At 74.2% G+C, this 21,575-nt stretch carries 17 protein-coding genes and 1 pseudogene; 5 read left to right on the forward strand and 13 right to left on the reverse strand.

Annotated elements, in window-relative coordinates; genetic code table 11:
- Positions 1 to 18 precede the first annotated feature (18 nt).
- The 4 genes from ACZ7LK_RS19035 to ACZ7LK_RS19050 all read right to left on the reverse strand — a co-directional run bounded on the left by ACZ7LK_RS19035 (position 19) and on the right by ACZ7LK_RS19050 (position 5,641).
- Positions 19 to 1,461 carry an NCS2 family permease gene (locus ACZ7LK_RS19035; RefSeq protein WP_471142024.1) on the reverse strand — a complete coding sequence of 481 codons (1,443 nt, stop codon included), beginning with the start codon at positions 1,459 to 1,461 and terminating at the stop codon, positions 19 to 21.
- A 264-nt stretch (positions 1,462 to 1,725) separates the two neighbouring features.
- Complete coding sequence (gene pucD / locus ACZ7LK_RS19040; RefSeq protein ID WP_392274205.1) at positions 1,726 to 4,134, reverse strand: xanthine dehydrogenase subunit D; 2,409 nt, start codon at positions 4,132 to 4,134, stop codon at positions 1,726 to 1,728.
- Positions 4,135 to 4,136: 2 nt separating this feature from the next.
- Positions 4,137 to 4,748, reverse strand: a complete 612-nt coding sequence (locus ACZ7LK_RS19045; RefSeq protein ID WP_392274206.1) for a (2Fe-2S)-binding protein — start codon at positions 4,746 to 4,748, stop codon at positions 4,137 to 4,139.
- Between the two features lie 2 nt (positions 4,749 to 4,750).
- Positions 4,751 to 5,641, reverse strand: a complete 891-nt coding sequence (locus ACZ7LK_RS19050) for an FAD binding domain-containing protein (protein ID WP_392274207.1) — start codon at positions 5,639 to 5,641, stop codon at positions 4,751 to 4,753.
- Positions 5,642 to 5,991: 350 nt separating this feature from the next.
- Between ACZ7LK_RS19050 and ACZ7LK_RS19055 the strand changes: the two genes are divergently transcribed.
- Positions 5,992 to 7,725, forward strand: coding sequence for a PucR family transcriptional regulator ligand-binding domain-containing protein (locus ACZ7LK_RS19055; protein ID WP_469461358.1), 1,734 nt, complete (start codon positions 5,992 to 5,994; stop codon positions 7,723 to 7,725).
- 65 nt (positions 7,726 to 7,790) lie between these two features.
- On the forward strand, positions 7,791 to 8,642 hold the full coding sequence (locus tag ACZ7LK_RS19060; RefSeq protein WP_469461356.1) for a pentapeptide repeat-containing protein: 852 nt from the start codon (positions 7,791 to 7,793) through the stop codon (positions 8,640 to 8,642).
- Here the strand turns inward: ACZ7LK_RS19060 and ACZ7LK_RS19065 are convergent.
- The 4 genes and pseudogenes from ACZ7LK_RS19065 to ACZ7LK_RS19080 all read right to left on the reverse strand — a co-directional run bounded on the left by ACZ7LK_RS19065 (position 8,608) and on the right by ACZ7LK_RS19080 (position 11,312).
- Entirely contained in the window at positions 8,608 to 9,069 is a 462-nt protein-coding gene (locus ACZ7LK_RS19065) for a lasso peptide biosynthesis B2 protein (protein ID WP_392274210.1), read from the reverse strand. The two genes, ACZ7LK_RS19060 and ACZ7LK_RS19065, sit on opposite strands and share 35 nt — an antisense overlap.
- Positions 9,066 to 9,320 (reverse strand): lasso peptide biosynthesis PqqD family chaperone, encoded by a 255-nt coding sequence (locus ACZ7LK_RS19070; protein WP_392274211.1) that lies wholly within the window; start codon positions 9,318 to 9,320, stop codon positions 9,066 to 9,068. Before ACZ7LK_RS19070 ends, ACZ7LK_RS19065 begins: the two co-directional genes overlap by 4 nt.
- Positions 9,321 to 9,355: 35 nt before the next feature.
- Positions 9,356 to 11,176: pseudogene (locus ACZ7LK_RS19075) on the reverse strand (asparagine synthase-related protein); the annotation flags it as partial.
- Positions 11,177 to 11,201: 25 nt separating this feature from the next.
- Positions 11,202 to 11,312 carry a keywimysin-related RiPP gene (locus ACZ7LK_RS19080; protein WP_392274212.1) on the reverse strand — a complete coding sequence of 37 codons (111 nt, stop codon included), beginning with the start codon at positions 11,310 to 11,312 and terminating at the stop codon, positions 11,202 to 11,204.
- A 638-nt stretch (positions 11,313 to 11,950) separates the two neighbouring features.
- On the opposite strand from ACZ7LK_RS19080, the gene ACZ7LK_RS19085 reads away from it, so the two are divergent.
- The gene (locus ACZ7LK_RS19085) at positions 11,951 to 12,712 is read left to right on the forward strand and encodes a hypothetical protein (RefSeq protein ID WP_469461350.1); all 762 of its coding nucleotides are present in this window, start codon (positions 11,951 to 11,953) and stop codon (positions 12,710 to 12,712) included.
- 127 nt (positions 12,713 to 12,839) lie between these two features.
- On the opposite strand, the gene ACZ7LK_RS19090 is transcribed toward ACZ7LK_RS19085, so the two are convergent.
- Together ACZ7LK_RS19090 and ACZ7LK_RS19095 are read right to left on the reverse strand one after the other, a co-directional pair.
- Positions 12,840 to 14,351, reverse strand: a complete 1,512-nt coding sequence (locus ACZ7LK_RS19090) for a WD40 repeat domain-containing protein (RefSeq protein WP_471142029.1) — start codon at positions 14,349 to 14,351, stop codon at positions 12,840 to 12,842.
- Between the two features lie 185 nt (positions 14,352 to 14,536).
- Positions 14,537 to 15,325 carry a GntR family transcriptional regulator gene (locus ACZ7LK_RS19095; protein WP_469461346.1) on the reverse strand — a complete coding sequence of 263 codons (789 nt, stop codon included), beginning with the start codon at positions 15,323 to 15,325 and terminating at the stop codon, positions 14,537 to 14,539.
- Between the two features lie 152 nt (positions 15,326 to 15,477).
- Here ACZ7LK_RS19095 and ACZ7LK_RS19100 point away from each other — a divergent pair, with 152 nt between their 5' ends.
- Together ACZ7LK_RS19100 and ACZ7LK_RS19105 are read left to right on the forward strand one after the other, a co-directional pair.
- Positions 15,478 to 16,341: a (2Fe-2S)-binding protein gene (locus ACZ7LK_RS19100; protein WP_392274216.1), complete on the forward strand. Its 864-nt coding sequence runs from the start codon at positions 15,478 to 15,480 to the stop codon at positions 16,339 to 16,341.
- A gap of 207 nt (positions 16,342 to 16,548) precedes the next feature.
- Entirely contained in the window at positions 16,549 to 17,649 is a 1,101-nt protein-coding gene (locus ACZ7LK_RS19105; RefSeq protein ID WP_392274217.1) for a DUF2637 domain-containing protein, read from the forward strand.
- A gap of 60 nt (positions 17,650 to 17,709) precedes the next feature.
- Here the strand turns inward: ACZ7LK_RS19105 and ACZ7LK_RS19110 are convergent, their stop codons facing one another.
- The 3 genes from ACZ7LK_RS19110 to ACZ7LK_RS19120 all read right to left on the reverse strand — a co-directional run bounded on the left by ACZ7LK_RS19110 (position 17,710) and on the right by ACZ7LK_RS19120 (position 21,540).
- Complete coding sequence (locus ACZ7LK_RS19110; protein ID WP_392274218.1) at positions 17,710 to 18,180, reverse strand: ATP-binding protein; 471 nt, start codon at positions 18,178 to 18,180, stop codon at positions 17,710 to 17,712.
- Between the two features lie 345 nt (positions 18,181 to 18,525).
- Positions 18,526 to 20,268, reverse strand: coding sequence for a pyruvate dehydrogenase (locus ACZ7LK_RS19115; protein ID WP_471142033.1), 1,743 nt, complete (start codon positions 20,266 to 20,268; stop codon positions 18,526 to 18,528).
- A 27-nt stretch (positions 20,269 to 20,295) separates the two neighbouring features.
- Positions 20,296 to 21,540, reverse strand: a complete 1,245-nt coding sequence (locus ACZ7LK_RS19120) for a protein phosphatase 2C domain-containing protein (RefSeq protein ID WP_471142036.1) — start codon at positions 21,538 to 21,540, stop codon at positions 20,296 to 20,298.
- Positions 21,541 to 21,575: the final 35 nt, after the last annotated feature.

A 21,575-nucleotide genomic window follows, 5' to 3' on the forward strand; every position in this document is an offset into this window, starting at 1 on the left:
GGAGGGCCCGGCCCCGCGTCAGTGACCGGTACCCGTGGCGAAGTAGAAGATGAACACCGCCGAGAGGACCCACATCAGGATGCTCGGCTCGCGCCACTTGCCCTGGGCGGCCTTGATGGCGCAGTACGCGATGACACCCGCGCCGACACCGGTGGTGATGGTGTACGTGAACGGCATCAGCACGACCGTGAGGAACACCGGGACGGCGATGGACCAGTCGGTCCAGTCCACGTGCCGGGCGTTCTGGAGCATCATCGCGCCGATGACGACCAGGGCGGCGGAGGCCACCTGGCCCGGCACGAGCTGCGTCAGCGGCGTGAAGAACAGGCACGCGGCGAAGAACAGGCCGGTGACGGTGGCCGACAGGCCCGTACGGGCACCTTCGCCGACACCCGTGGCGGACTCGATGAAGACGGTCTGGCCGGAGGCTCCGGAGACACCGCCGATCGCACCGCCGGCGCCGTCGATGAACAGCGCCTTGCTCAGGCCCGGCATGCGGCCCTGGGCATCGGCCAGCTTGGCCTCCTGGCCGACGGCGATGATGGTCGCCATGGCGTCGAAGAAGCCGGCCAGCACCAGGGTGAAGACGATCATGCTGACGGTGGCGTAGCCGAGCTTCTCCCAGCCGCCGAACTCGACCATGCCCAAGAGCGAGAAGTCCGGCATCGAGACGACGCTGCCGTGCAGGACGGGGGCCTTGCCGCCCCACTCCGCCTCGCCGATGAGGCCGGTGGCGGTGCCGACGACGGAGATGATCGTGCCGGCGACGATGCCGAGGAGGATCGCCCCGGGCACCTTGCGGGCCTGGAGCATGAAGATCAGCAGCAGGGTGAAGGAGAACAGCACGACCGGCCAGCCGGTGAGCGATCCTCCGACGCCGAGGGTGACCGGGCCGCCGCCCTCGCCCTTGCCGACGAACCCGGCGTTGACGAAGCCGATCAGCGCGATGAAGAGGCCGATGCCCATCGTGATGCCGTGCTTCAGCGCCAGCGGTATGGCGTTCATGATGACTTCACGGACACCGGTGACCACCAGCAGGCAGATCACGGCGCCGTAGATGACACACATGCCCATGGCCTGCGGCCAGGTCATGTCCGGGGCGACCTGCGTGGAGATGACGCCCGCGACACTCAGTCCGGCCGCGAGGGCGAGCGGGACCTTGCCGATGAAACCCATCGCCAGAGTGGTGACCGCTGCTGCCAGGGCGGTCGCGGTGATCAGCGCGGGCTGGCTCAGCTTGTCGCCGAGCGAGTCCTCACCGCCGAGCAGCAAGGGGTTGAGCAGGAGGATGTAGGCCATCGCCATGAAGGTGGTGATGCCGCCGCGCACCTCTCGCGCGACCGTGGATCCTCTGTGGGTGATGTGAAAGTACCGGTCGAGCCAAGACCGTCCGGCGGGGACGCGGGAACCGGGTCCCGCGTCGTCGGCGACGGTCTTCGGCTCCACTGACGACTGGGTCATGGTGCCTACTCCCAAGGTTCAAAGGGGCACCCGCATGCCCGGGGGCAAAGACTGCGGGATTTGGGATGCTGCGTGGGCTGCACGACCCGGGGGACGGCCCGAGACGAACGGGGATGAGCGGTGCTGCGGGGATGTGGTGCGCGGGGGGTTGGTGCGTGGGGGTGAGCGGGGATCGGGGACGGGCGGGGACGGTGGGGGGATGCTCCGGGCGGTGCGGGCGGTGGAAGTGTGACGTTCCCGGGAGGCCGGCACCGCCCGGAGGGTCTACAGGGTGCCGGTGAGGTGCTCGGGGCGTACCGGCGTCTTGTTGAGCTCCAGACCCGTCGCGTTCCGGATCGCCGCGAGGACGGCCGGGGTGGACGAGAGGGTCGGGGCCTCGCCGATGCCGCGCAGGCCGTAGGGCGCGTGGTCGTCGGCGAGTTCGAGCACGTCGACCGGGATGGTCGGGGTGTCGAGGATGGTGGGGATCAGGTAGTCCGTGAAGGAGGGGTTGCGCACCTTCGCGGTCTTGGGGTCGACGATGATCTCCTCCATGACCGCCACGCCCAGGCCCTGGGTGGTGCCACCCTGGATCTGGCCGACGACGGACAGCGGGTTGAGCGCCTTGCCGACGTCCTGGGCGCAGGCCAGCTCGATGACCTTGACCAGGCCGAGCTCGGTGTCCACCTCGACGACCGCGCGGTGCGCGGCGAAGGAGTACTGGACGTGGCCGTTGCCCTGGCCGGTGCGGAGGTCGAAGGCCTCGGTGGGGCGGTGGCGCCACTCGGCCTCGATCTCGACGGCCTCGTCCTCCAGGACGTCCACCAGGTCGGCGAGGACCTCGCCGCCGTCGGTGACGACCTTGCCGCCTTCGAGCAGCAGCTCGGCGGTGGCCCAGGCGGGGTGGTAGGTGCCGAGCTTGCGGCGGCCGATCTCCAGGACCTTCTCGCGGACGAGCTCGCAGGAGTTCTTCACCGCGCCGCCGGTGACGTACGTCTGCCGGGAGGCGGAGGTGGAGCCGGCGGAGCCGACCTGGGTGTCGGCCGGGTTGATGGTCACCTGGGTGACGCCCAGCTCGGTGCGGGCGATCTGCGCGTGGACGGTGATGCCGCCCTGGCCGACCTCCGCCATCGCGGTGTGGACGGTGGCGACCGCCTCACCGTTGATGACCTCCATGCGCACCTTGGCGGTGGAGTAGTCGTCGAAGCCCTCGGAGAAGCCCACGTTCTTGATGCCGACCGCGTAGCCGACGCCCCGGACGACGCCCTCGCCGTGCGTGGTGTTGGACAGGCCGCCGGGCAGCGCGCGCACGTCGGCGCCCTCGGTGGACTCCCACTGGCGCTCCGGCGGCAGCGGGCGGGCCTTGACGCGGCGCAGCAACTCGGCGACCGGGGCGGGCGAGTCGACCGGCTGGCCGGTCGGCATCAGGGTGCCCTGCTCCATGGCGTTGAGCTGCCGGAATTCCACCGGGTCCATGCCCAGCTCCTTGGCGAGCTTGTCCATCTGGGCCTCGTACGCGAAGCACGCCTGGACCGCGCCGAAGCCGCGCATGGCGCCGCAGGGCGGGTTGTTGGTGTAGAGCGCGACGGCCTCGATGTCGACGTCGTCGATGACGTACGGGCCGACGGCGAGCGAGGAGGCGTTGCCGACGACGGCCGGGGAGGCCGAGGCGTAGGCGCCGCCGTCCAGCACGATCCGGCACTTCATGTGCGTGATCTTGCCGTCCTTGGTGGCGCCGTGCTCGTACCAGAGCTTCGCCGGGTGGCGGTGGACGTGGCCGAAGAAGGACTCGAACCGGTTGTAGACGATCTTGACCGGCTTGCCGGTGCGCAGCGCCAGCAGGCAGGCGTGGATCTGCATCGACAGGTCCTCGCGGCCGCCGAAGGCACCGCCGACGCCGGAGAGCGTCATCCGGACCTTGTCCTCGGGCAGGCCGAGGACCGGGGCGATCTGGCGGAGGTCGGAGTGCAGCCACTGGGTGGCGACGTACAGGTCGACGCCACCGTCCTCGGCCGGCACGGCCAGGCCGGACTCGGGGCCGAGGAAGGCCTGGTCCTGCATGCCGAAGACGTACTCGCCGGAGACGATCACGTCGGCCCTCTTGGCGGCCTCGTCGGCGTCGCCGCGGACGATCGGCTGGCGGTGCACGATGTTCGGGTGCGGTACGTGGCCGGCGTGGTGGTCGTCGCGGCCCGGGTGCAGCAGCGGCGCGCCGGGGGCGGTCGCGGAGGCCTCGTCGGTGACGACGGGCAGCTCCTTGTACTCGACCTTGATCTTGGCGGCCGCGCGGCGGGCGGTCTCCGGGTGGTCGGCGGCGACCAGGGCGACCGGCTCGCCGTGGTGGCGGACCCGGCCGTTGGCGAGGACCGGGGTGTCCTGGATCTCCAGGCCGTAGTTCTTGACCTCGGTGGGCAGGTCCTCGTAGGTGAGGACGGCGTAGACGCCGGCCTGGGCGAGGGCCTCGGAGGTGTCGATGGAGACGATCTCGGCGTGCGCGACCGTGGAGCGGAGGATCTGGCCCCACAGCATGTCCTCGTGCCACATGTCCGAGGAGTAGGCGAACTCGCCGGTGACCTTGAGGGTGCCGTCGGGGCGGAGCGTGGATTCGCCGATGCCGCCCTTCGTCCGGGAGCCCTGCGTGACCTTGGTGGGAGTGCCGGCGGGGGCGGCGGCGACTCGGGTGTGCTGCGACATGGTCAGACCGCGCCTTCCTGAAGCCCTTGACGCTCCTGGCGGGCGGCCGCGAGGCGGACGGCGTCCAGGATCTTCTCGTAACCGGTGCAGCGGCAGAGGTTGCCGGAGAGCGCCTCGCGGATGTCCTCGTCGGACGGGGAGGGGTTGCGCTCCAGCATCTCGTCGGCCGCGACGAGCAGGCCCGGGGTGCAGAAACCGCACTGCACGGCGCCCGCGTCGATGAAGGCCTGCTGGATCGGGGAGAGCTCGGTGCCCTCACCGGTCTGGGAGTCGGTTCCCTTGGCGGACCACTGCTGGGCGGCCTGGAGGGAGGTGCCGTCGCCGCACGCGCCGGTGCCGCACGCGCCGCTGTGCTCGGCACGCTGCTTGGCGAAGTCGGCGAGGCCCTCGACGGTGACGACCTCGCGGCCCTCGACCTGGCCGGCGGCCACGAGGCAGGAACAGACCGGGACGCCGTCCAGGCGGACCGTGCAGGAGCCGCACTCGCCCTGCTCGCAGGCGTTCTTGGAACCGGGCAGGCCCAGACGCTCACGAAGGACGTAGAGGAGGGACTCGCCCTCCCAGACGTCGTCGGCCTCCTGGGGGCGTCCGTTGACCGTGAAATTGACGCGCATCGTTATGCAGCTCCTTCAAGGGTGCGGCCGGTGCCGCGGTACTGCTCCCAGGTCCAGCCGAGCGTGCGGCGGGCCATGATGCCGACGGCGTGACGGCGGTACTTGGCCGTGCCCCGTACGTCGTCGATCGGGTTGCAGGCCCCGGAGGCGAGCTCCGCGAACTGCTTGGCGATCGAGGGAGTGATGATCTTGCCGCTCTCCCAGAAGCCCCCCTCCTCGAGCGCGGCGTTCAGGAATTCCTCGGCCTCCTTCGCCCGGACGGGTGTCGGGGCGGCCGAGCCGATGCCGGTCCGCACGGTCCGGCTCTCGGGGTGCAGGGCCAGACCGAACGCACACACCGCGATCACCATCGCGTTGCGGGTACCCACCTTGGAGTACTGCTGCGGCCCGTCGGCCTTTTTGATGTGGACGGTCTTGATGAGCTCGTCCGGCTGGAGCGCGTTGCGCTTCACGCCCGTGTAGAACGCGTCGATCGGGATGAAGCGGGAGCCGCGCACGGACTCCACCTCCACCTCGGCACCGGCCGCCAGCAGGGCGGGGTGCGCGTCGCCGGCCGGGGACGCCGTACCCAGGTTGCCGCCGACACCGCCGCGGTTGCGGATCTGCGGCGAGGCCACGGTGTGCGAGGCGAGCGCCAGGCCGGGCAGCTCGGCCCGCAGGTGCTCCATGATCTGGGTGTACGGAACGGAGGCGCCCAGCCGGACGTTCTCCTCGCCGACCTCCCACTCGCGGAGCAGCTCGATGCGGTTCAGGTCCAGCAGGTACTCGGGCCGCCGGTGGTCGAAGTTGATCTCGACCATGACATCGGTGCCACCCGCGATGGGTACAGCCGTGGGGTGCTCGGCCTTCGCGGCGAGCGCCTCCTCCCAGCTGGCGGGGCGAAGGAAGTCCATGAGTGGCTCTCTTCTACGTGATCCGGTGATCAGGGTCCGGCGGTCGTGATCCTGGCGATCGACGTGTCCGGTTCCGCGTGATCAAGTGGTTCGCTGGGACTCGGGGACGGCCGGCCCATGTCGTCGTCTGGTGTTCATGTGCTGTTGACGCGTTGTGGCTTCAGTACACCCAGCGGTGCTCCGCCCGGTGCAGTCACCGAAACCATGAAGGAGTTGGCTGGCCGCCCCGTTCGTCTTGTAGATTCGAACGAAAGGCGAGGAGCAGTAGCCTCTCCGTTTCCCCCTGGAAACGGTGGCCACGGGTCACCGGCAACAACGAGACACCCACGAGACAGATCGGCGGCGATCACATGCGGCTGCGCGCACTGCTGGAAACCGATGCGCTGGGGCTGCGGCTGCTCGGCGGCGAGGACGAGCTCGACCGCACGGTCCGCGGCGTGATGACGACGGACCTGCGGGACCCCAGCCGGTACCTCTCCGGCGGCGAACTGGTGCTCACCGGCCTGGCCTGGCGGCGGGACGCGGACGACTCCGAGCCCTTCGTCCGGATCCTCTCCGGCGCCGGTGTCGCGGGCCTGGCGGCCGGCGAGGCGGAACTGGGGGCGATTCCGGACGATCTGGTCCAGGCGTGTTTGCGCCACCGGCTCCCCCTGTTCGCGGTGAACGAATCCGTTGCGTTCGCAACCATTACCGAGCATGTTGTTCGACAGGTGTCGGGCGAGCGGGCCGGGGACCTCGCCGCTGTCGTCGATCGCCACAGAAGGTTGATGACGTCCGGGCCGGCGGGCGGCGGACCGGAGGTGGTCCTGGACCTGCTCGGCTCCGACCTGGACCTTCACGCCTGGGTGCTGTCGCCGACCGGGCGGCAGATCGCCGGCGCCGGAGCCCCGCTGCCGCCGGGGATCGGTGCCGCCCTGGCCGGTGAGCACCTGTCCGCCACGCGCACCGGGCGGCGCGGCCCGCACCGGGCGGTCGCGCGGGGAACGACGTACTCGCTCTTCCCGATCCGGAACACCGGGCGCGGTGCCGCCCCGGCGTCACGGGACGTGCGCGAGACCGTGCTCTCCGACTGGCTGTTGGCCGTCGAGGCGGACGCCGGCGACTGGCCGGCCGCCCGGCTGGACCTGTTGCAGGGCGTCACCCAGCTCATCGCCGTGGAGCGGGACCGGCGGGACGCGGCGCGTACGGTACGGCGCCGGCTGGCCCAGGAGGTCCTGGAGCTGGTGCAGACGGGCGCCGCCCCCGCCGAGATCGCCGCCCGGCTGCGGGTGGCCGCGCCGGTGCTGCTGCCGGGGCTCGGGGCCGCCCCGCACTGGCAGGTCGTGGTGGCCCGGGTCGAGTGGGGCGAGGAGGGCGCGGGGGCGCCGGGCATCGAGGGCGGACCGGTGGCCCAGTCGCTGCTGGAGGAGATCCTGGTGGACCCGGGGACGGCCGGCCCCGACTCGGCCGACCGCATCGCGGTGGCCCACACCGGGGACGAGGCCATCGCCCTGGTGCCGCTGCCGGCGGTGCCGGAGCCCGAGCCGGAGGCGGACGGCGATACCGCGCCGGAGGAGGAGGGGGCGGCCCCCGCCGACGGCACCGGCGGTGGACTGCACGCCGACGCCCTGCTCGCCGCGGTACGGGGCCCCCTCTCGGCGGGCCTGGCCGACGACGGGCGCCTCACCCTGGGCGTGAGCGCCGCCGTGCACTCGGCCGAGGGGCTGCGCGGCGCCCTGGAGGAGGCGCGGCACGCCCGGCGCGTGGCGGCGGCGCGGCCGGGGCGGGTGTGCGCGGCCGGGCACCACGAGCTGGCGTCGCACGTGCTGCTGCTGCCGTTCGTGCCGGACGACGTGCGGCGGGCTTTCACGGCCCGGCTGCTGGACCCGCTGCGCGACTACGACCGGCGCCACCGCGCGGAATTGATCCCCACGCTGGAGGCGTTCCTGGACTGCGACGGGTCGTGGACCCGCTGCGCCGGCCGGCTCCACCTGCACGTCAACACCCTCCGGTACCGGGTGGGCAGGATCGAGCAGCTCACGGGACGCGACCTGTCGCGGCTGGAGGACAAGCTGGACTTCTTCCTGGCGCTGCGCATGTCCTGACACCGCGCCACCATCCTTGCCCCCTTCCCCTCCCCCACCTCCTACGGAAAGCGGAACATCACGTGATGTCCGGACGATCGGACACCCGGGCGGACGCCGGCGCGGACACCCTGCGCGGCGACTGCGCCAACTGCTTCGGCCTGTGCTGCGTCGCCCTGCCCTTCGCGGCCTCGGCGGACTTCGCCGTCGACAAGCCCGCCGGCACGCCCTGCGCCAACCTGGCCGCCGACTTCCGGTGCGGCATCCACGAGCGGCTGCGCGACCGCGGGTTCACCGGCTGCACCGTGTACGACTGCTTCGGCGCGGGCCAGAAGGTCTCCATGATCACCTTCGGCGGCCGGGACTGGCGGCAGGACCCGGACACGGCCCGGCGGATGTTCGCCGCCTTCCCCGTCGTACGGCACCTGCACGAACTGCTGACGTACCTCACCGAGGCACTGACGGTGGAGCCCGCCCGGTCCCTGCACGGCGAGCTGCGCCGCGTGCTGGAGGAGACCGAGCGGCTGACGCTCCTGACCCCCGAGGAGCTCACCGCCCTCGACCTGGACGCACACCGCCGGATCGTCGGGGACCTGCTGCTGCGGGTGGGCGAGCTGGTGCGCGCGGGCGTCCCGGGCGCGAAGGGGAGGAAGAAAAACCGCCGGGGCGCCGACCTCATGGGCGCCCGCCTCACGGGGGCCGACCTGCGGGGCGCGAGCCTGCGCGGCGCCTACCTGATCGGGGCCGACCTCAGCGGCGCCGACCTGCGCCAGGCCGACCTCCTGGGCGCCGACCTGCGCGACGCGAAGCTGGCGGGCGCCGACCTCACCGGTGCGCTCTTCCTCACCCAGCCGCAGCTCAACGCGGCGCGCGGCGACGCCCGCACGGTGCTCCCGGCACGGCTCACCCGCCCCTCCCACTGGACTCCGGAGTCGTAGGCGCCGGGCGCGCGGGGCCCACCGCGAGCAGGCGGGCGAAGTAGCCGTCGGGCATCGGCTCCCCCACGGGCCGGCCGTCCGCCTCGACCCAGGCGTGGGCGTTGAAGGGCGGCACCACGCTCACCCCGGTGCACCACGTCGGCCAGCTCCCGGTGAGGCGGCACAGCAGCGCGGTGCCCAGCGAGCGGGGCAGGCACCCCTGCGGCCCGGCGCACCGCAGGCTCACCGCGCACACGGCGTCGCGGGCGGCCCGGGTCCGGGCGGCGGAGGCGGGCCGCGCCCCGCGCCGCACCACTTCCAGCACCGCGCGGATGCGGCGCGGCGGCAGCAGGGACAGCAGCACCGCGGGGACCAGCACCAGCCGGGCGGCCAGCCGTCGGGCGAAGGGCACCCCGACGGGGACCTCCAGGGCGCTCGGTGTGGTCATGCGACCAGCCCCGAGGCGCGCAGTTCGGCCACCAGCGCGGCGACGTCCTCGCGGGCCCCGGCCGGGTCGATGTCGTACGCCTCGGCCAGCGCGGCGGCGGCGGCCGCCTCGTCGCCGCCGTCCATCAGCACACGGACGATCAGCGTCCCGGTGGGGTTCAACTCCCAGTAGTGTCCGCTGCGTTGGTCCAGGAGGACGGTGCCGTACCCGGTTTCGGTGGTGGAGACGTCGGCTCCGAAGCGCAGTGCCATGGTGACTTCCCTTCCGTGGAGGGCCCCGTCCGGCGCGCCAGGGCGCGCAGCCAGACCTCGCAGGCGATCGTCGAGTAGAGGATGGCGTCGCGCAGCCCCGGCGCCGAGGGCCGCTCGGCGAGCCGGCGCAACGCCCCGCCGTCCACCAGGCCGAGGCGTTCGAGGTACGGGTCCTCCCACAGGGCCATCAGTTCGGCGCGGTGTTCGCGCAGGCCGTCGGCGGCGTCCATGGAGGCGGCCGCCTTGGTGGCGCGCCGCAGGCAGACCTCCGGCACGATGCCGCGCATGGCGGTGGTGAGGAGCGGCTTGTACGCCCAGGGAGTGACGCGTTCCTCGGGGCGGACCGTGAGGCACGCCTCGATCACCCGGTCGTCGAGGAACGGCGAGGCCATCGGCACCCCGGTCCCGGCCGCCATGCCGTCCCACTGCCGGATGACGCGGGTGCAGGAGCGGATCTGTGCCAGGTCGGCGTGCAGGCCCCGGTCCGGGTGCAGCGGGGTCGCTGTGCGGGCGGCCTCGTGCAGGGCCCGCCGCGCCGTGCGCACCGCGTCGGGGGTCACCCAGTCGAAGAGGCGTGGGGGCACGCCCCAGCCGAGGCCGGTGGTCACCGAGTCGGGCAGCGGGTCGTGCAGGTGGCCGGCCGTGTCGGCGAGCCAGGCGCGGTAGGGCCGGGAGTCGGCGAGGGCCCGCAGGGTGCCGCCGAGCGGCCACCGCCACAGCGCCTTGAACCCGCGCAGTTGCCGGAGGGCCAGCAGCGGGCGCCGGCGGGCGAGCCGGTGGTAGTAGGCCTCGGAGCACCAGGCCACGTGGTCCCCGCCGATGCCGGTCAGGTGCACCCGGCTGCCCCGCGCCGCCATGGCGGGCAGGTGGTGGAGCACCCGTGCGCGGTCCATGACGCCGATGGTGGGCTCGTCCAGTACGTCGTCGATGTCGAGCAGCCCGCTGTAGACGAGCGGGGAGTCCTCGGCGTCCCAGACGACGTGCTCGGCGCCGGGGAGGAACCGGGCGGCCCGTTCGGCCCACTGGAGGTCGGTGTCGGCGGGGTCGCGGCCGGGCCAGGTACTGGCCACCAGCCGGGCGGGCGAGCGGTCGGCGAGGAAGCAGACGGTGGTGGAGTCCAGTCCGCCGGAGAGGTCGCAGCTCACCACGCCGCCGCGGCGGGTGCGGGCGTCGACGGCCTCGGTGAGGGCTTCGCGGACCCGCGGCGCGCCGGCGGCGAGCGGCCGGACCGGCTCGGGCGGCCGCCACCAGCGCGAGTGGCGCACGGTGCGCCCGTCGGCGGCGACGACGAGGGCGTGCCCGGGCGGTACGGCGGTGACGCCGCGCCACATCGACGCCTCGCCGAGCGGGTGCGGGACGGGCCACAGCAGGCGGGCGGCGAGCTGCTCCTCGTCCGGGGCGAGGCCGAGCGCGGCGGCGAGCACGTCGGCCCGGGTGGCGGCCACGGGCACGCCGTCGATCCGGGCGTGGAAGAGCAGCCGGAGGCCGGACGCGGTGCCCTGGGCGCGGAGGCGTCCGTCCAGCGTGGCCAGCAGGTGGAAGCTGCCGGGAAGCGTACGGGCCGGTGCGTCGAGCTGGGTGAGGTCGCGCAGCCGGGTCGCGTGGCGGTGGAGTTCCTCCGGTCCGGCAGGGCAGCAGCCGATGAGGGCGACGGCGGCGGAGCCCGCCCGGGCGGTCACCATCTGCTCGTCGTGCCAGTGGCCGACGATCCAGGGGCGTCCCGAGGGGTGCGGCAGGCTGCGCGTGCCGGGGCGGGTGAAGAGCCGGGCCACGGCGGCCGCGGCGTCGTGGTCGGGAAAGACCACGACATGCGCGTCGCCGGGGCCCGGGCCCGCACTTTCGTGCGCTTCGGTCATGAGGCCGGTCGATCGCCGTCGGCCGTCAGTTCTTGCTCAGGATGAGCCGGTCGTTGCCCGAATGCCCCAGCAGTCCGGTCTTCCGTCGGAACGTTCCCAGCCGGACGAGCGTCGGCGCCTCGTAGGCCTTCTTCATGACGTCTCCTTCTGCTCGGTTCCCCACCCGCCCCGCAATGGCGGGTGGCCGTGCTTCGGAAGGTAGACGGGGGTCACGGGGACACCGCAACCGTTGATCGGTTGCTCATATCGTATGTTTTTACAGGCGTGTTGAGCCGATACGGAGCACCGCACTCCGCGGCTGGAATCCGCCTGTCGCCGCCCCGTCGGCCCGCCCGCTCCCAGGAGAATCGTTTCCATCTGCACGCTTCTTGGCGCGAGCGGCGGCCGTATCCCGTGGCAGCGCACGTCGGCGCCCGGCGCGGGAACCGGTGCCCGCGCGCCGTTCCCGTACCTCACCCTTCCACGGCGAGCGCCCTCCCCGACACCCCGTCACACCCGGCCGAAAGTGCACCGGTCGGCGGCCGCGGAGCCGTCCGGCCGTGTGCCGGACCACCGCGATGAGGTCGCCATTCACTCGTTCGGGTGGAGCGGCGGGCCCTTCCGGGAGGTGTCCGGAAGTACCTCCCGGGCGCCGTGCGACTGGCCGGCGCGGCGCCCGGGGATTGTGAATGAATTCACCTGACCCTCTTGGCCGGACGTCGGTTCCATGCTGAGATTCTCCGGACCCAACAGCTCAATGGCGCGCTCGGGGAGGGCAATGTGGCGCATACCGCCATGTCTGGTTCCGGAACGACCGCAAGCGACGATCCCCTCCAGACCGCGGTATGGCGGCTGCGCTCGCGCGGCTGTTGGACCGACGCGGCCGCCCTCCTCGCGCCCGGCGCGGACGACCCCGCCGTCGCCCTCCAGCGCGCCGCCCTGCTGATCGAGCGGTGCCTCTACACCGAGCAGGGATGGGCCGAGGCGGAGGACGCCCTGCGTGTCGCGGAGGCCATCGCACAGGACGACGAGGAGCGAGGCGCGGCCGCCTGCGAACGCGGCCATCTGGCCTACGCGTCGACCCTGCTGGGCGTACGGGACCGGGCCGACGAGGCACGGGCGGCGCTCGGCCGGGCGGCCGCGCTCATCGCCCCCTCCGCGCCCGGCCGCCCCCTGCTGGACTTCCGGCGCGGCCTGGTCGCCCAGAACCTCGGGGACTCGCCGCAGGCCGCCCGCGCCGCGTACCGGCGCGCCCACGCGGGCGCCACCACCCAGGGCGACGCCCTGCTGCTGTCCGCCACCTGGCGGCACCTGGCCGGACTGGCGCTGCGCGAGGGCGAGTTGGCGGAGGCCCGGCACGGGTTCGCCGAGTCGCTGCGGCTGCGCGAGGAGCTGGGTTACCTGGTCGGTACGGCGCCCGCGCTGGTGGCCCTGGCGGACGCCGAACCCGAACCCGAGGCGGCCCGGCTGCGCGCGGAGGCCCGGCGGCTGTTCCAGTTGCTCGGCGGCGTCCCGACCTGGCTGGCGGCGCGGCTGGCGCCGACCGCGGCCGCCTGACGACCGCGGCGCGCGGCACACCGGCACGCGGCACGCCGGCACGGCAGCCGGCGAACCGCCGCCGCCGAGGCGCCGGTCGGCGTGGGGCGTACGCCACGAACACCGGTCAGCGGTCAGCGGTCAGCGGTCAGCGTCGGGGCGCGAGGCACAGCAGCGCCTCGTCCATGCCGACGACCAGCGCGCAGTCCTCGCCGTCCGCGCCGTCCGCCGTGAGCGCCACCGCGCGGACAGGCGGCCCGGGTCGGAATTCCGCGCGCCGGCCATCCGGCCCGTACAGCTCCACCAGTCCGTCGCCCCAGGCGACCGCGAGCGCCGGTCCGCCGGGGGTGTCCGCCGCGTGCAGGGCGACGACCGGGCAGGGGCGTTCGGCGAGCGGCGCGGGCCGCGGGCCGGCGCCCGGGGTCCAGGACCGCACGGTGCCGTCCGCGCCGCCGCTGTACACCCGCGGTCCGGGCGACGCGACGGCGGCCACGGCCGTGACCCGGCCGCTGTGCGCCGCCGCCTGGTGGACGCCGGTCAGGCCGAACGCGTGGAGGGAGCCGACCCGGTCCCCGACGACCACCGTGCCGCCCGCCGCGGCGAGCGCGGTGCCCGGGTGGGCCGCCAGGGTCGCCGCGACGGCGTCGGCGAGCGGGTCCGGGCGCGGGACGTGCAGCCGCCCCCGCTCGTCCAGCAGCAGGAGGGTTCCGCCCGGGAGGCACGCGAGCGCCGTCGCTGGGCGCCCCCCGGGATGCGCCGGGGTCCCGGCGGGCGACCCGTCGGCGGTGTGCAGCGCCCGTACGGTGCCGGGGCGGACGGCGACCAGGAGTCGCCCGGGCTCCGGGGCGGCGCAGATCGCCAGGGCGGTGACCGGACCGGGCCACGGCGGGCTCACGTCGCCCCGGGCGCGGGTCCAGCGCACGCGCCAGGGCTCGGGGGCGGCGAGCCGTTCCAGGGCGGGCCGCAGCCGGGGGTCGGCGGCGTCGTCGAGGGCGGCCAGCAGGACGAGGGCGCGCCGGGACGGCGCCTGCTCGCGGCACAGCGACTGGCCGGCGCGCAGCCACGCGGGGCGCAGCCCGCCGTGATGGTCCCCGCCCGCGTCCCCGGCGCCGTAGCGCGCGGTGACCCGCCAGGGGTCGGCCGCGCAGACGGCACCCGGGTCGTCGGGGTCGAAGCCCCCGGCCACCCCTCCCCCTTCCGACGGGCGCCGGGCGCCGGGGGGCGGGGACGGGGACGGGGGCCGCTCGGGCCAGGAGGCCGGCGCCGCGTCCGGGCGGGCGCACAGCCGCACGTGGGCGGGCGAACCGTCGCCGACGCCGACCACCAGGTGGACGCCGTCCAGGTCGGCCAGCCACTCGATCAGGTCGGCCACCCGTTCCGGCTCGTGCGCGGCGTCCAGGTCCGGGAGGACGAGCACCACGCGCCGGATGCCGGCCGTCAGCACCTGGACCAGCTCGCCCGGGGTACGGGCCACCACGCCGAGCCGGTCGGCGATCGCCCACGCCGCACCGAGCGCGCTCCGCCCCGCCAGCGGCACCCGCACGCACCCGTCCGGCAGGGGCGTGGCCGGGCCGCCGCCGGTCACCAGCACCAACCGCGGCAGCCCCGGACCACCCGGCCCCACCGGTCCGCGCAGTTCCACGAGACCGCCGGGTCCCACGAAACCACCCGGGTCGCCCGGCCCCACCGGTCCGCCCGGACCCACCCGGCCACCCGGCCCCGCCGACCCGCCGGACCCCACGGAACCGCTCGGCCCCACCGGCCCGCCGGGGCCTTCGGGTCGCGCGGTTGCGGCGCCGGAGGGCCGACTGCCGGGTCGCGGCGTGCGGCCCGGGGAGGCGTCCGTCACCCGCGGGCGCCCGTGAAGTGCTCGCGCACCAGCGACTGGACGACGGCGAGGTCCTGGGCGACCAGGGCGTCCAGGAGCGCCGAGTGCTCGGCCGCGTCGGCGACCAGGTCGGCCCGCCGGGTCGCCGGGCCGGACACGAGGGGCCACTGGGAGCGGCGGTGCAGGTCCTCCGCGAGGGCGACGAGCTGCTGGTTCCCGGCCAGGGAGAGGACGGCGCGGTGGAAGGCGCGGTCGGACTCGGCGTAGTGGGCGCGGTCGCCGCGGGCCGCCGCGGCCGAGGTGGCCTCGGCGAGGGGCCGCAGCTCGCGCCAGCGCGCGGCCGGCACGGTGCGGGCCAGCCGCAGCATGACGGGCACCTCCAGCAGGGCGCGCACCTCGGCGAGTTCGGCCAGTTCGCGCGGGGAGCGCTCGGAGACGCGGAAGCCCCGGTTGGGCACGACCTCGACGGCGCCCTCGACGGCGAGCTGCTGCATGGCCTCGCGCACGGGGGTGGCCGAGACGCCGAGACGGGCCCCGAGGGCGGGGGCCGAGTACACCTCGCCGGGGACCAGCTCGCCGCCCACGAGGGCGGTCCGCAGGGCGTCGAGCACCTGCCCGCGCACGGAGTGGCGCTGGACGGGACGGGGGGCGGGGGGCTCGGCGTGGGTGTGTTCGCCACGGGTCTGCTCGGGTACCCGGACTGCGGCGTGCGGCTCCGGGCCCCGCGCCTGCTCCGGGGCCCGGTCCCGCGCCTGATCCGGCGCCGGGTGCGACGGCGCGGTGTCGCGCGTTCTGCCCTGCTCCACTCGGGTCCTCCTGGCGATGCGTACCGAAGCCCCGGCTCGCGGTGGACGGGGCCCCCGTGCACGATAGGCGCACCGGCTCACCGTTCACACATCGATCACATCGGGTAAGGTAAGGCTAACCTGCTAACGATCGCGATTCGGTGGTCCCCCGCATGTCCGCTCCCGCGCTTCTCTCCGCTCCTCCCGCCGCTCCGGCGTCGCCCGTCACGGCCGCGTACACCCGCCTGACGGAGGTCTTCCCCGGGCTGCGCGTGCACGAGCTGGCGGACGGCGAGGCGGTCCCCCGGGGCGGCGGCTGGGTGGGCGCGGACGAGCTGGCGGCCGGCGGCGCGGCCCTGGAGGCGTTCCTCGCCTGGGACAACGCGCAGGTGCTGCGGGACTACGGCCAGCAGGCCCGACCCGACGTCGTCGCCAGCTTCGGTCTCCACCGGTACGCCTGGCCGGCCTGCCTGCTCGTCACCGTGCCGTGGTTCCTGCACCGCCGGGTGCCCCGGCTGCCGGTCGGGGACGTGGCCTTCCAGCGGGCGCTCGGCCGGATGACGGTACGGGTGCGGGAGTTCGCCTGCCTGCCGGACGACCCGGCGGCCGCGCTGCCCGGGGCCCGGGTCGTACCGGACGAGGAGGCGCTGCGCGGCGAGGTGCGGGCCGCCGTCGCCGAGCACCTGGGGCCGGTGCTGGACGGATTCGGTCCGAGGATGCGGCGGGGCAAGCGCGCCCTGTGGGGCATGGCGACCGACGAGATCGTCGAGGGCCTGTGGTACATCGGGCACCTGCTGGGCGAGGAGTCCCGGGCCATGGCGGAACTGGGGCTGCTGCTGCCGGGGCCGGGCGGAGCCAAGCCGTACGTGGGGACCGCCGGCTTCCGGGAGCTGACGGGTCCGGACGGTACGCCGCTGCCGACCCGCGACCGGGCGAGCTGCTGCCTCTTCTACACCCTCCGCCCCGAGGACACCTGTGTCACCTGTCCGCGTACGTGTGACGCCGACCGTGTCGCCAGGTTGAGCGCATCCGCGTGACCTCCGGGCGGGTCCACGCCACCCGCCCGGGTGGCAATAATCGAACACAACTCCCTTCTCGCATAAGGCCGTTCGAGTAGATCGCACCTATTCGTATGCCCTGCGGCCCCAATGGCGTTCTCTTGCCCCGAAACCCCGTGTGGCTCCTCGGGCTTCGGCCACTATGGCGCCGAAACGCCCTACCGCGAGCGATGCAAGGGACACCGCATGAGACTGACCGACATATCGCAGGACTGGCTGCTTCCGGGCGGCGTGATGCTGGTGGGAGTCCTCGTGGCGGTGGCGGTGCTCACGCGCGGCAAGCGCGTCGGCGGCAAGGCCGTGGCCGAGGACTCCTGGGAGCGCAGCGAGGAGCGCCGCCGGCGCAAGGAAGCGGTCTACGGCACCGCCTCCTACCTGTTGCTCTTCTGCTGTGCGGCGGTCGCCGCCGCGCTCTCCTTCCACGGACTGGTCGGCTTCGGCCGGCAGAACCTCAACCTGTCGGGGGGCTGGGAGTACCTGGTCCCGTTCGGCCTCGACGGTGCCGCCATGTTCTGCTCGGTCCTCGCGGTGCGCGAGGCCAGCCACGGTGACGCGGCGCTCGGCTCCCGTCTGCTGGTGTGGACGTTCGCGGGCGCGGCGGCCTGGTTCAACTGGGTGCACGCGCCGCGCGGGCTGGGCCACGCGGGCGCCCCGCACTTCTTCGCGGGCATGTCGCTCTCGGCGGCCGTGCTCTTCGACCGGGCGCTGAAGCAGACCCGCCGCTCCGCGCTGCGGGAGCAGGGCCTGGTGCCCCGGCCGCTTCCGCAGATCCGCATCGTCCGGTGGCTGAGGGCACCCCGCGAGACGTTCGGCGCCTGGTCGCTGATGCTCCTGGAGGGCGTGCGTACCCTGGACGAGGCGGTCGACGAGGTGCGCGAGGACCGGCGCCAGAAGGAGCAGGCCCGGGAACGGCGGCGCGAGCAGCAGAAGTTGGAGCGCGCCCGCCTCAAGGCGTTCAACCGCCAGCACCGGGCCTGGGGAGCCGGGCGCGGCGGCCGCCAGGTCGACGCCCGGACGATGAGCGCCGCACAGGTCGACGTACCGGCCGTGAGCTCCGGGGGCGGCATGGGGGGCTCGGCCCCGGCCGCCGTGGGGGCGTCCGTCGCGGAGCCCGCCATATCCGACCGGGGACACCAGCCTCTTCGGTCCCGGCCCTCCCTCCAGGCCGTGAAGGGCGCTGATCCGCCCCGCACGGTCGACCTCACCGCGGAGGACGACACCCAGGCGCTGCCCCGGCTGGACTCGCTGGAGCGGAAGCTCAAGGACCTGGAGCAGCAGTTCGGCTGACGGCGGTGGCCGGACCGGTCGGCGCATCACGGGGCCCGCGTCTGACGCGGGCCCCTTCCGCTACGCCACGGCGGAGGCGGCGGGGCCGCCGGACAGCTCGAACCAGACGACCTTCCCCACGCCGTGGGTGAGCACCCCCCAGGCGTCGGCGAGCGCCTGCACCAGGACGAGGCCGCGGCCGTGTGTACCGTCGTCGCACGCGGTCGCGTACGGGGTGGGGAGGACGGCGGTGAAGTCCCGCACCTCCACCCGCAGCGTCCTCGGGGTCATGGTGGCCGTGACCACCGCGCCGTGCTCGGTGTGTATCAGCGCGTTGGTCACCAGCTCGCTGGTGAGCAGCTCCGCGACGTCCGACGCCCCCGATTCGCCCCAGTGCCGCAGCAGCCCGCGCAAGGCGCTCCGCACCTCGGGCACCGCCGCCAGGTCCGCACCCCCCACATGCCGGCGCCACCGCACGAGCTGTCCGTGCCGCTCGACCCCGGGAACCCGCCCGTCCGTTACGGGTCCGGCTCCTCCCTGACGTCCCATCATCTCCCCCACCCGCACGTCGTCGGCCCTTTCCCCTCGAACAGGTTCACGGGATGCATGCCCCCGCCTACACGCCGTCACGCCTGGGATTCGTTTGTGCGGGGGGCGCCAGGGGGGCGCATCGGGGTAAGTCCGCGGCGGGCCGTCCGGAGCGGGGACCGTCCGGCGTGCGGGCGGAGGCCGCCCGGCGGCGCGCGGCGACCGTCACCTGCCGGAAGGGCGCTTCGAACGACCCGTGCGCCAGTCCGTGCGCCCCGCGCGGCTCCGGCACCGGCCCGACCGCCCGCGCGGCACGGACCGCCCGCGCGGCACCGGCACCGGCACCGGCACCGGAACTCCGTCGGCCCGTCAGGGCCTGGGAACGTTGCGGAGGTTGGAGCGGGCCATCTGGAGCATCCGGCCCACTCCCCCGTCCAGGACGATCTTGCTCGCGGACAGGGCGAACCCGGTCACCATCTCCGCCTTGATCTTCGGCGGGATGGACAGCGCGTTGGGGTCGGTGACCACGTCGACGAGCGCCGGACCCTTGTGCCGGAAGGCGTCCTTCAGCGCGCCCGCCAGGTCCTTGGGCTTCTCCACCCGCACGCCGTACGCGCCGGCCGCGCGGGCGATCGCCGCGAAGTCGGGGTTGTGGTTGGCGGTGCCGTACGAGGGCAGGCCCGCCACCAGCATCTCCAGCTCGACCATGCCCAGGGAGGAGTTGTTGAACAGCACCACCTTCACCGGGAGGTCGTGCTGGACGAGGCTGAGGAAGTCCCCCATCAGCATGGAGAAGCCGCCGTCGCCGGACATGGAGACGACCTGCCGCCCCCGGTCGGTGAACTGCGCGCCGATCGCCTGCGGCAGGGCGTTGGCCATCGAGCCGTGGCTGAACGAACCGATGATCCGCCGGCGCCCGTTGGGGGTGAGGTACCGGGCGGCCCACACGTTGCACATGCCGGTGTCGACGGTGAACACGGCGTCGTCGTCGGCGATCTCGTCGAGGACGGACGCCACGTACTCGGGGTGGATCGGGGTGTGCTTCTCCACCTTGCGGGTGTACGCCTTGACGACCCCCTCCAGGGCGTCGGCGTGCTTCTTGAGCATCCTGTCGAGGAACCGGCGGTCCGTCTTGGCGCGCACGCGCGGGATCAGGCAGCGCAGCGTCTCGCGCACGTCGCCCCAGACGGCCAGGTCGAGCTTGGAGCGGCGGCCGAGGTGCTCGGGCCGCACGTCCACCTGGACGATCTTCACGTCGTCGGGCAGGAAGGCGCGGTAGGGGAAGTCGGTGCCGAGGAGGATCAGCAGGTCGCACTCGTGGGTGGCCTCGTAGGCGGCGCCGTACCCGAGGAGGCCGCTCATGCCGACGTCGTAGGGGTTGTCGAACTGGATCCATTCCTTGCCGCGCAGCGCGTGCCCCACCGGCGACTTGATCCGCTCGGCGAACTGCATGACCTCCGCATGCGCGCCCTTGGTGCCGCTGCCGCAGAAGAGCGTGACCCGGTCGGCCTCGTCGACGAGCCGCACCAGGGCGTCGATCTCCGCGTCGCCGGGGCGGACGGTGGGCCGCGAAGTGACGAGCGCCTGCTCCGCCGTCCTCTCCGGGGCCTGCTCGGAGGCGATGTCGCCGGGCAGGGACACCACGCTCACCCCGCCGCGGCCGACCGCGTGCTGGATGGCCGTCTGGAGGAGGCGGGGCATCTGCTTGGGGCTGGAGATCAGTTCGCTGTAGTGGCTGCACTCCTGGAACAGCCGGTCGGGGTGGGTCTCCTGGAAGTAGCCGAGCCCGATCTCGCTCGACGGGATGTGGGAGGCCAGGGCGAGGACCGGGGCCATCGAACGGTGGGCGTCGTAGAGACCGTTGATGAGGTGGAGGTTGCCCGGTCCGCAAGAACCGGCGCAGGCCGCCAGACTGCCGGTGATCTGCGCCTCGGCACCGGCCGCGAACGCGGCGGTCTCCTCGTGCCGGACCTGGATCCAGTCGATCCCGGGCGTACGGCGGATGGCGTCGACGACGGGGTTCAGGCTGTCCCCGACGACCCCGTAGAGCCGCCGCACACCGGCACGGACGAGGGTGTCGACGAACTGTTCTGCCACATTCTGTTTGGCCATGCCTCCATCCATTCACGGGGCGGACGGTTACGCCTCCCAGATGGCCACACTCGTACGGTCATCGGCGTACCCCTTCACCCGGAGCTGGGTGTCCGCCAGGAACTGTGCCAGCCCGGGCGGTTCGCCGGCCGCCCAGCGGGCGGCCAGCTCCCGTGCCAGGGCGGGCTCGTCGCGCAGCGGCTCGGCCAGTCCAGGACCGGCGAGCAGCAGGGTGTCGCCGGGCCGGGCCACCGAGGCGCGGAAGCGGAACGGCTCGGGCGGCGGGGCGGGGGGCTCGACGAGCGGGGACGGCGGGGTGGTGATCTGGAGGTCCATGGTCAGCCGGTCGCCCTCGGCCGTCTCGGCGGGCGGCGATCCGTAGCCGATGACGGGCTCGCCGGTGAGGGTGCCCGGTTCGGGCACGGCCGGTTCGATGTCCTGCCAGACGCCGTCGCGGAGGCGGAACAGCCCGCCGTCGCCGACGCCGAAGAACACCCGGGTGCGGCAGCCAGGGTCGGCGGTCAGGAGCAGGCAGCGCAGCCCGGCCGTGTACGCGCCGGGCGGCACGCCCAGGTCGGCGGCGCGGGCCCGGAGCCTGCCGTGGGACCGGTCGGTGAGGCGGTGCAGCCCGGACTTGAGGTCGCCGCGCCGGCCGGCCCGGATGTCCTGGGCGAGCCGGGCGTGGCTGCGCCCGACGGCCTCGCCGATCCAGCGGCAGGCGTCGGCGGCGGCGAGGTGCGCGGCGTCGGTGCCGCGGGCGCCGGTGGCGAGGGCGACCAGGACCAGTGCGGCCTCCCCGGTGCCGAAGCGGGCGGTGAGCAGCGCGTCGCGGCGCGGTTCGCCCCGGTAGCGCGCCGAGTCGCCGCGTACGGAGGCGGCGCGGAGGGTGTACGTCCCGTACCGGGCGCCGTCCAGCACGGTGTCGGCGACGAGCTCGCCCAGTCGGTCGGCGTGGGCCTCCGGCAGTGCGGTCGGCTCGGGTTCGTAGGTGGGCGGCCCGTCGCCGAGGTGCTCCACGCGGGGGCGCGGCAGCCGGGACGGGGGCGGGGTGTGGGCGAAGGTGCGGGGCGGGGTGCGGGGCGGGGTGAGGGGCCCGTCCGCCGGGTCCTGGGGCTCCCAGGGGGCGCGGTCCCGGCCCGGCGGTCCGGCGGTGGCGGGTCCGGTCGCGGTTCCGGGGCGGGTGTCCGTCCTCCCGCGCGGCCCCGCCGGTGCCGTGTCCGCCGCCGTGCCGTCGTACAGCTTGTCCCACCAGTCGTCCTCGCCGGTGGTGGGAGTCTCCCCCTGTGGGCTCATGCCCTTCATTGTCGACCGCGCGGGGCGTACGGAAA

It is taken from the genome of Streptomyces sp. NPDC039423 (genome assembly GCF_055598725.1).

What these genes read in the sequence shown, in the direction of transcription:
- ACZ7LK_RS19035 (WP_471142024.1), bottom strand. Translation starts at nt 1,461, where the DNA reads ATGACCCAGTCGTCAGTGGAGCCGAAGACCGTCGCCGACGACGCGGGA.
- pucD (WP_392274205.1), bottom strand. Translation starts at nt 4,134, where the DNA reads ATGTCGCAGCACACCCGAGTCGCCGCCGCCCCCGCCGGCACTCCCACC.
- ACZ7LK_RS19045 (WP_392274206.1), bottom strand. Translation starts at nt 4,748, where the DNA reads ATGCGCGTCAATTTCACGGTCAACGGACGCCCCCAGGAGGCCGACGAC.
- ACZ7LK_RS19050 (WP_392274207.1), bottom strand. Translation starts at nt 5,641, where the DNA reads ATGGACTTCCTTCGCCCCGCCAGCTGGGAGGAGGCGCTCGCCGCGAAG.
- ACZ7LK_RS19055 (WP_469461358.1), top strand. Translation starts at nt 5,992, where the DNA reads ATGCGGCTGCGCGCACTGCTGGAAACCGATGCGCTGGGGCTGCGGCTG.
- ACZ7LK_RS19060 (WP_469461356.1), top strand. Translation starts at nt 7,791, where the DNA reads ATGTCCGGACGATCGGACACCCGGGCGGACGCCGGCGCGGACACCCTG.
- ACZ7LK_RS19065 (WP_392274210.1), bottom strand. Translation starts at nt 9,069, where the DNA reads ATGACCACACCGAGCGCCCTGGAGGTCCCCGTCGGGGTGCCCTTCGCC.
- ACZ7LK_RS19070 (WP_392274211.1), bottom strand. Translation starts at nt 9,320, where the DNA reads ATGGCACTGCGCTTCGGAGCCGACGTCTCCACCACCGAAACCGGGTAC.
- ACZ7LK_RS19080 (WP_392274212.1), bottom strand. Translation starts at nt 11,312, where the DNA reads ATGAAGAAGGCCTACGAGGCGCCGACGCTCGTCCGGCTGGGAACGTTC.
- ACZ7LK_RS19085 (WP_469461350.1), top strand. Translation starts at nt 11,951, where the DNA reads ATGTCTGGTTCCGGAACGACCGCAAGCGACGATCCCCTCCAGACCGCG.
- ACZ7LK_RS19100 (WP_392274216.1), top strand. Translation starts at nt 15,478, where the DNA reads ATGTCCGCTCCCGCGCTTCTCTCCGCTCCTCCCGCCGCTCCGGCGTCG.
- ACZ7LK_RS19105 (WP_392274217.1), top strand. Translation starts at nt 16,549, where the DNA reads ATGAGACTGACCGACATATCGCAGGACTGGCTGCTTCCGGGCGGCGTG.
- ACZ7LK_RS19110 (WP_392274218.1), bottom strand. Translation starts at nt 18,180, where the DNA reads ATGATGGGACGTCAGGGAGGAGCCGGACCCGTAACGGACGGGCGGGTT.
- ACZ7LK_RS19115 (WP_471142033.1), bottom strand. Translation starts at nt 20,268, where the DNA reads ATGGCCAAACAGAATGTGGCAGAACAGTTCGTCGACACCCTCGTCCGT.
- ACZ7LK_RS19120 (WP_471142036.1), bottom strand. Translation starts at nt 21,540, where the DNA reads ATGAGCCCACAGGGGGAGACTCCCACCACCGGCGAGGACGACTGGTGG.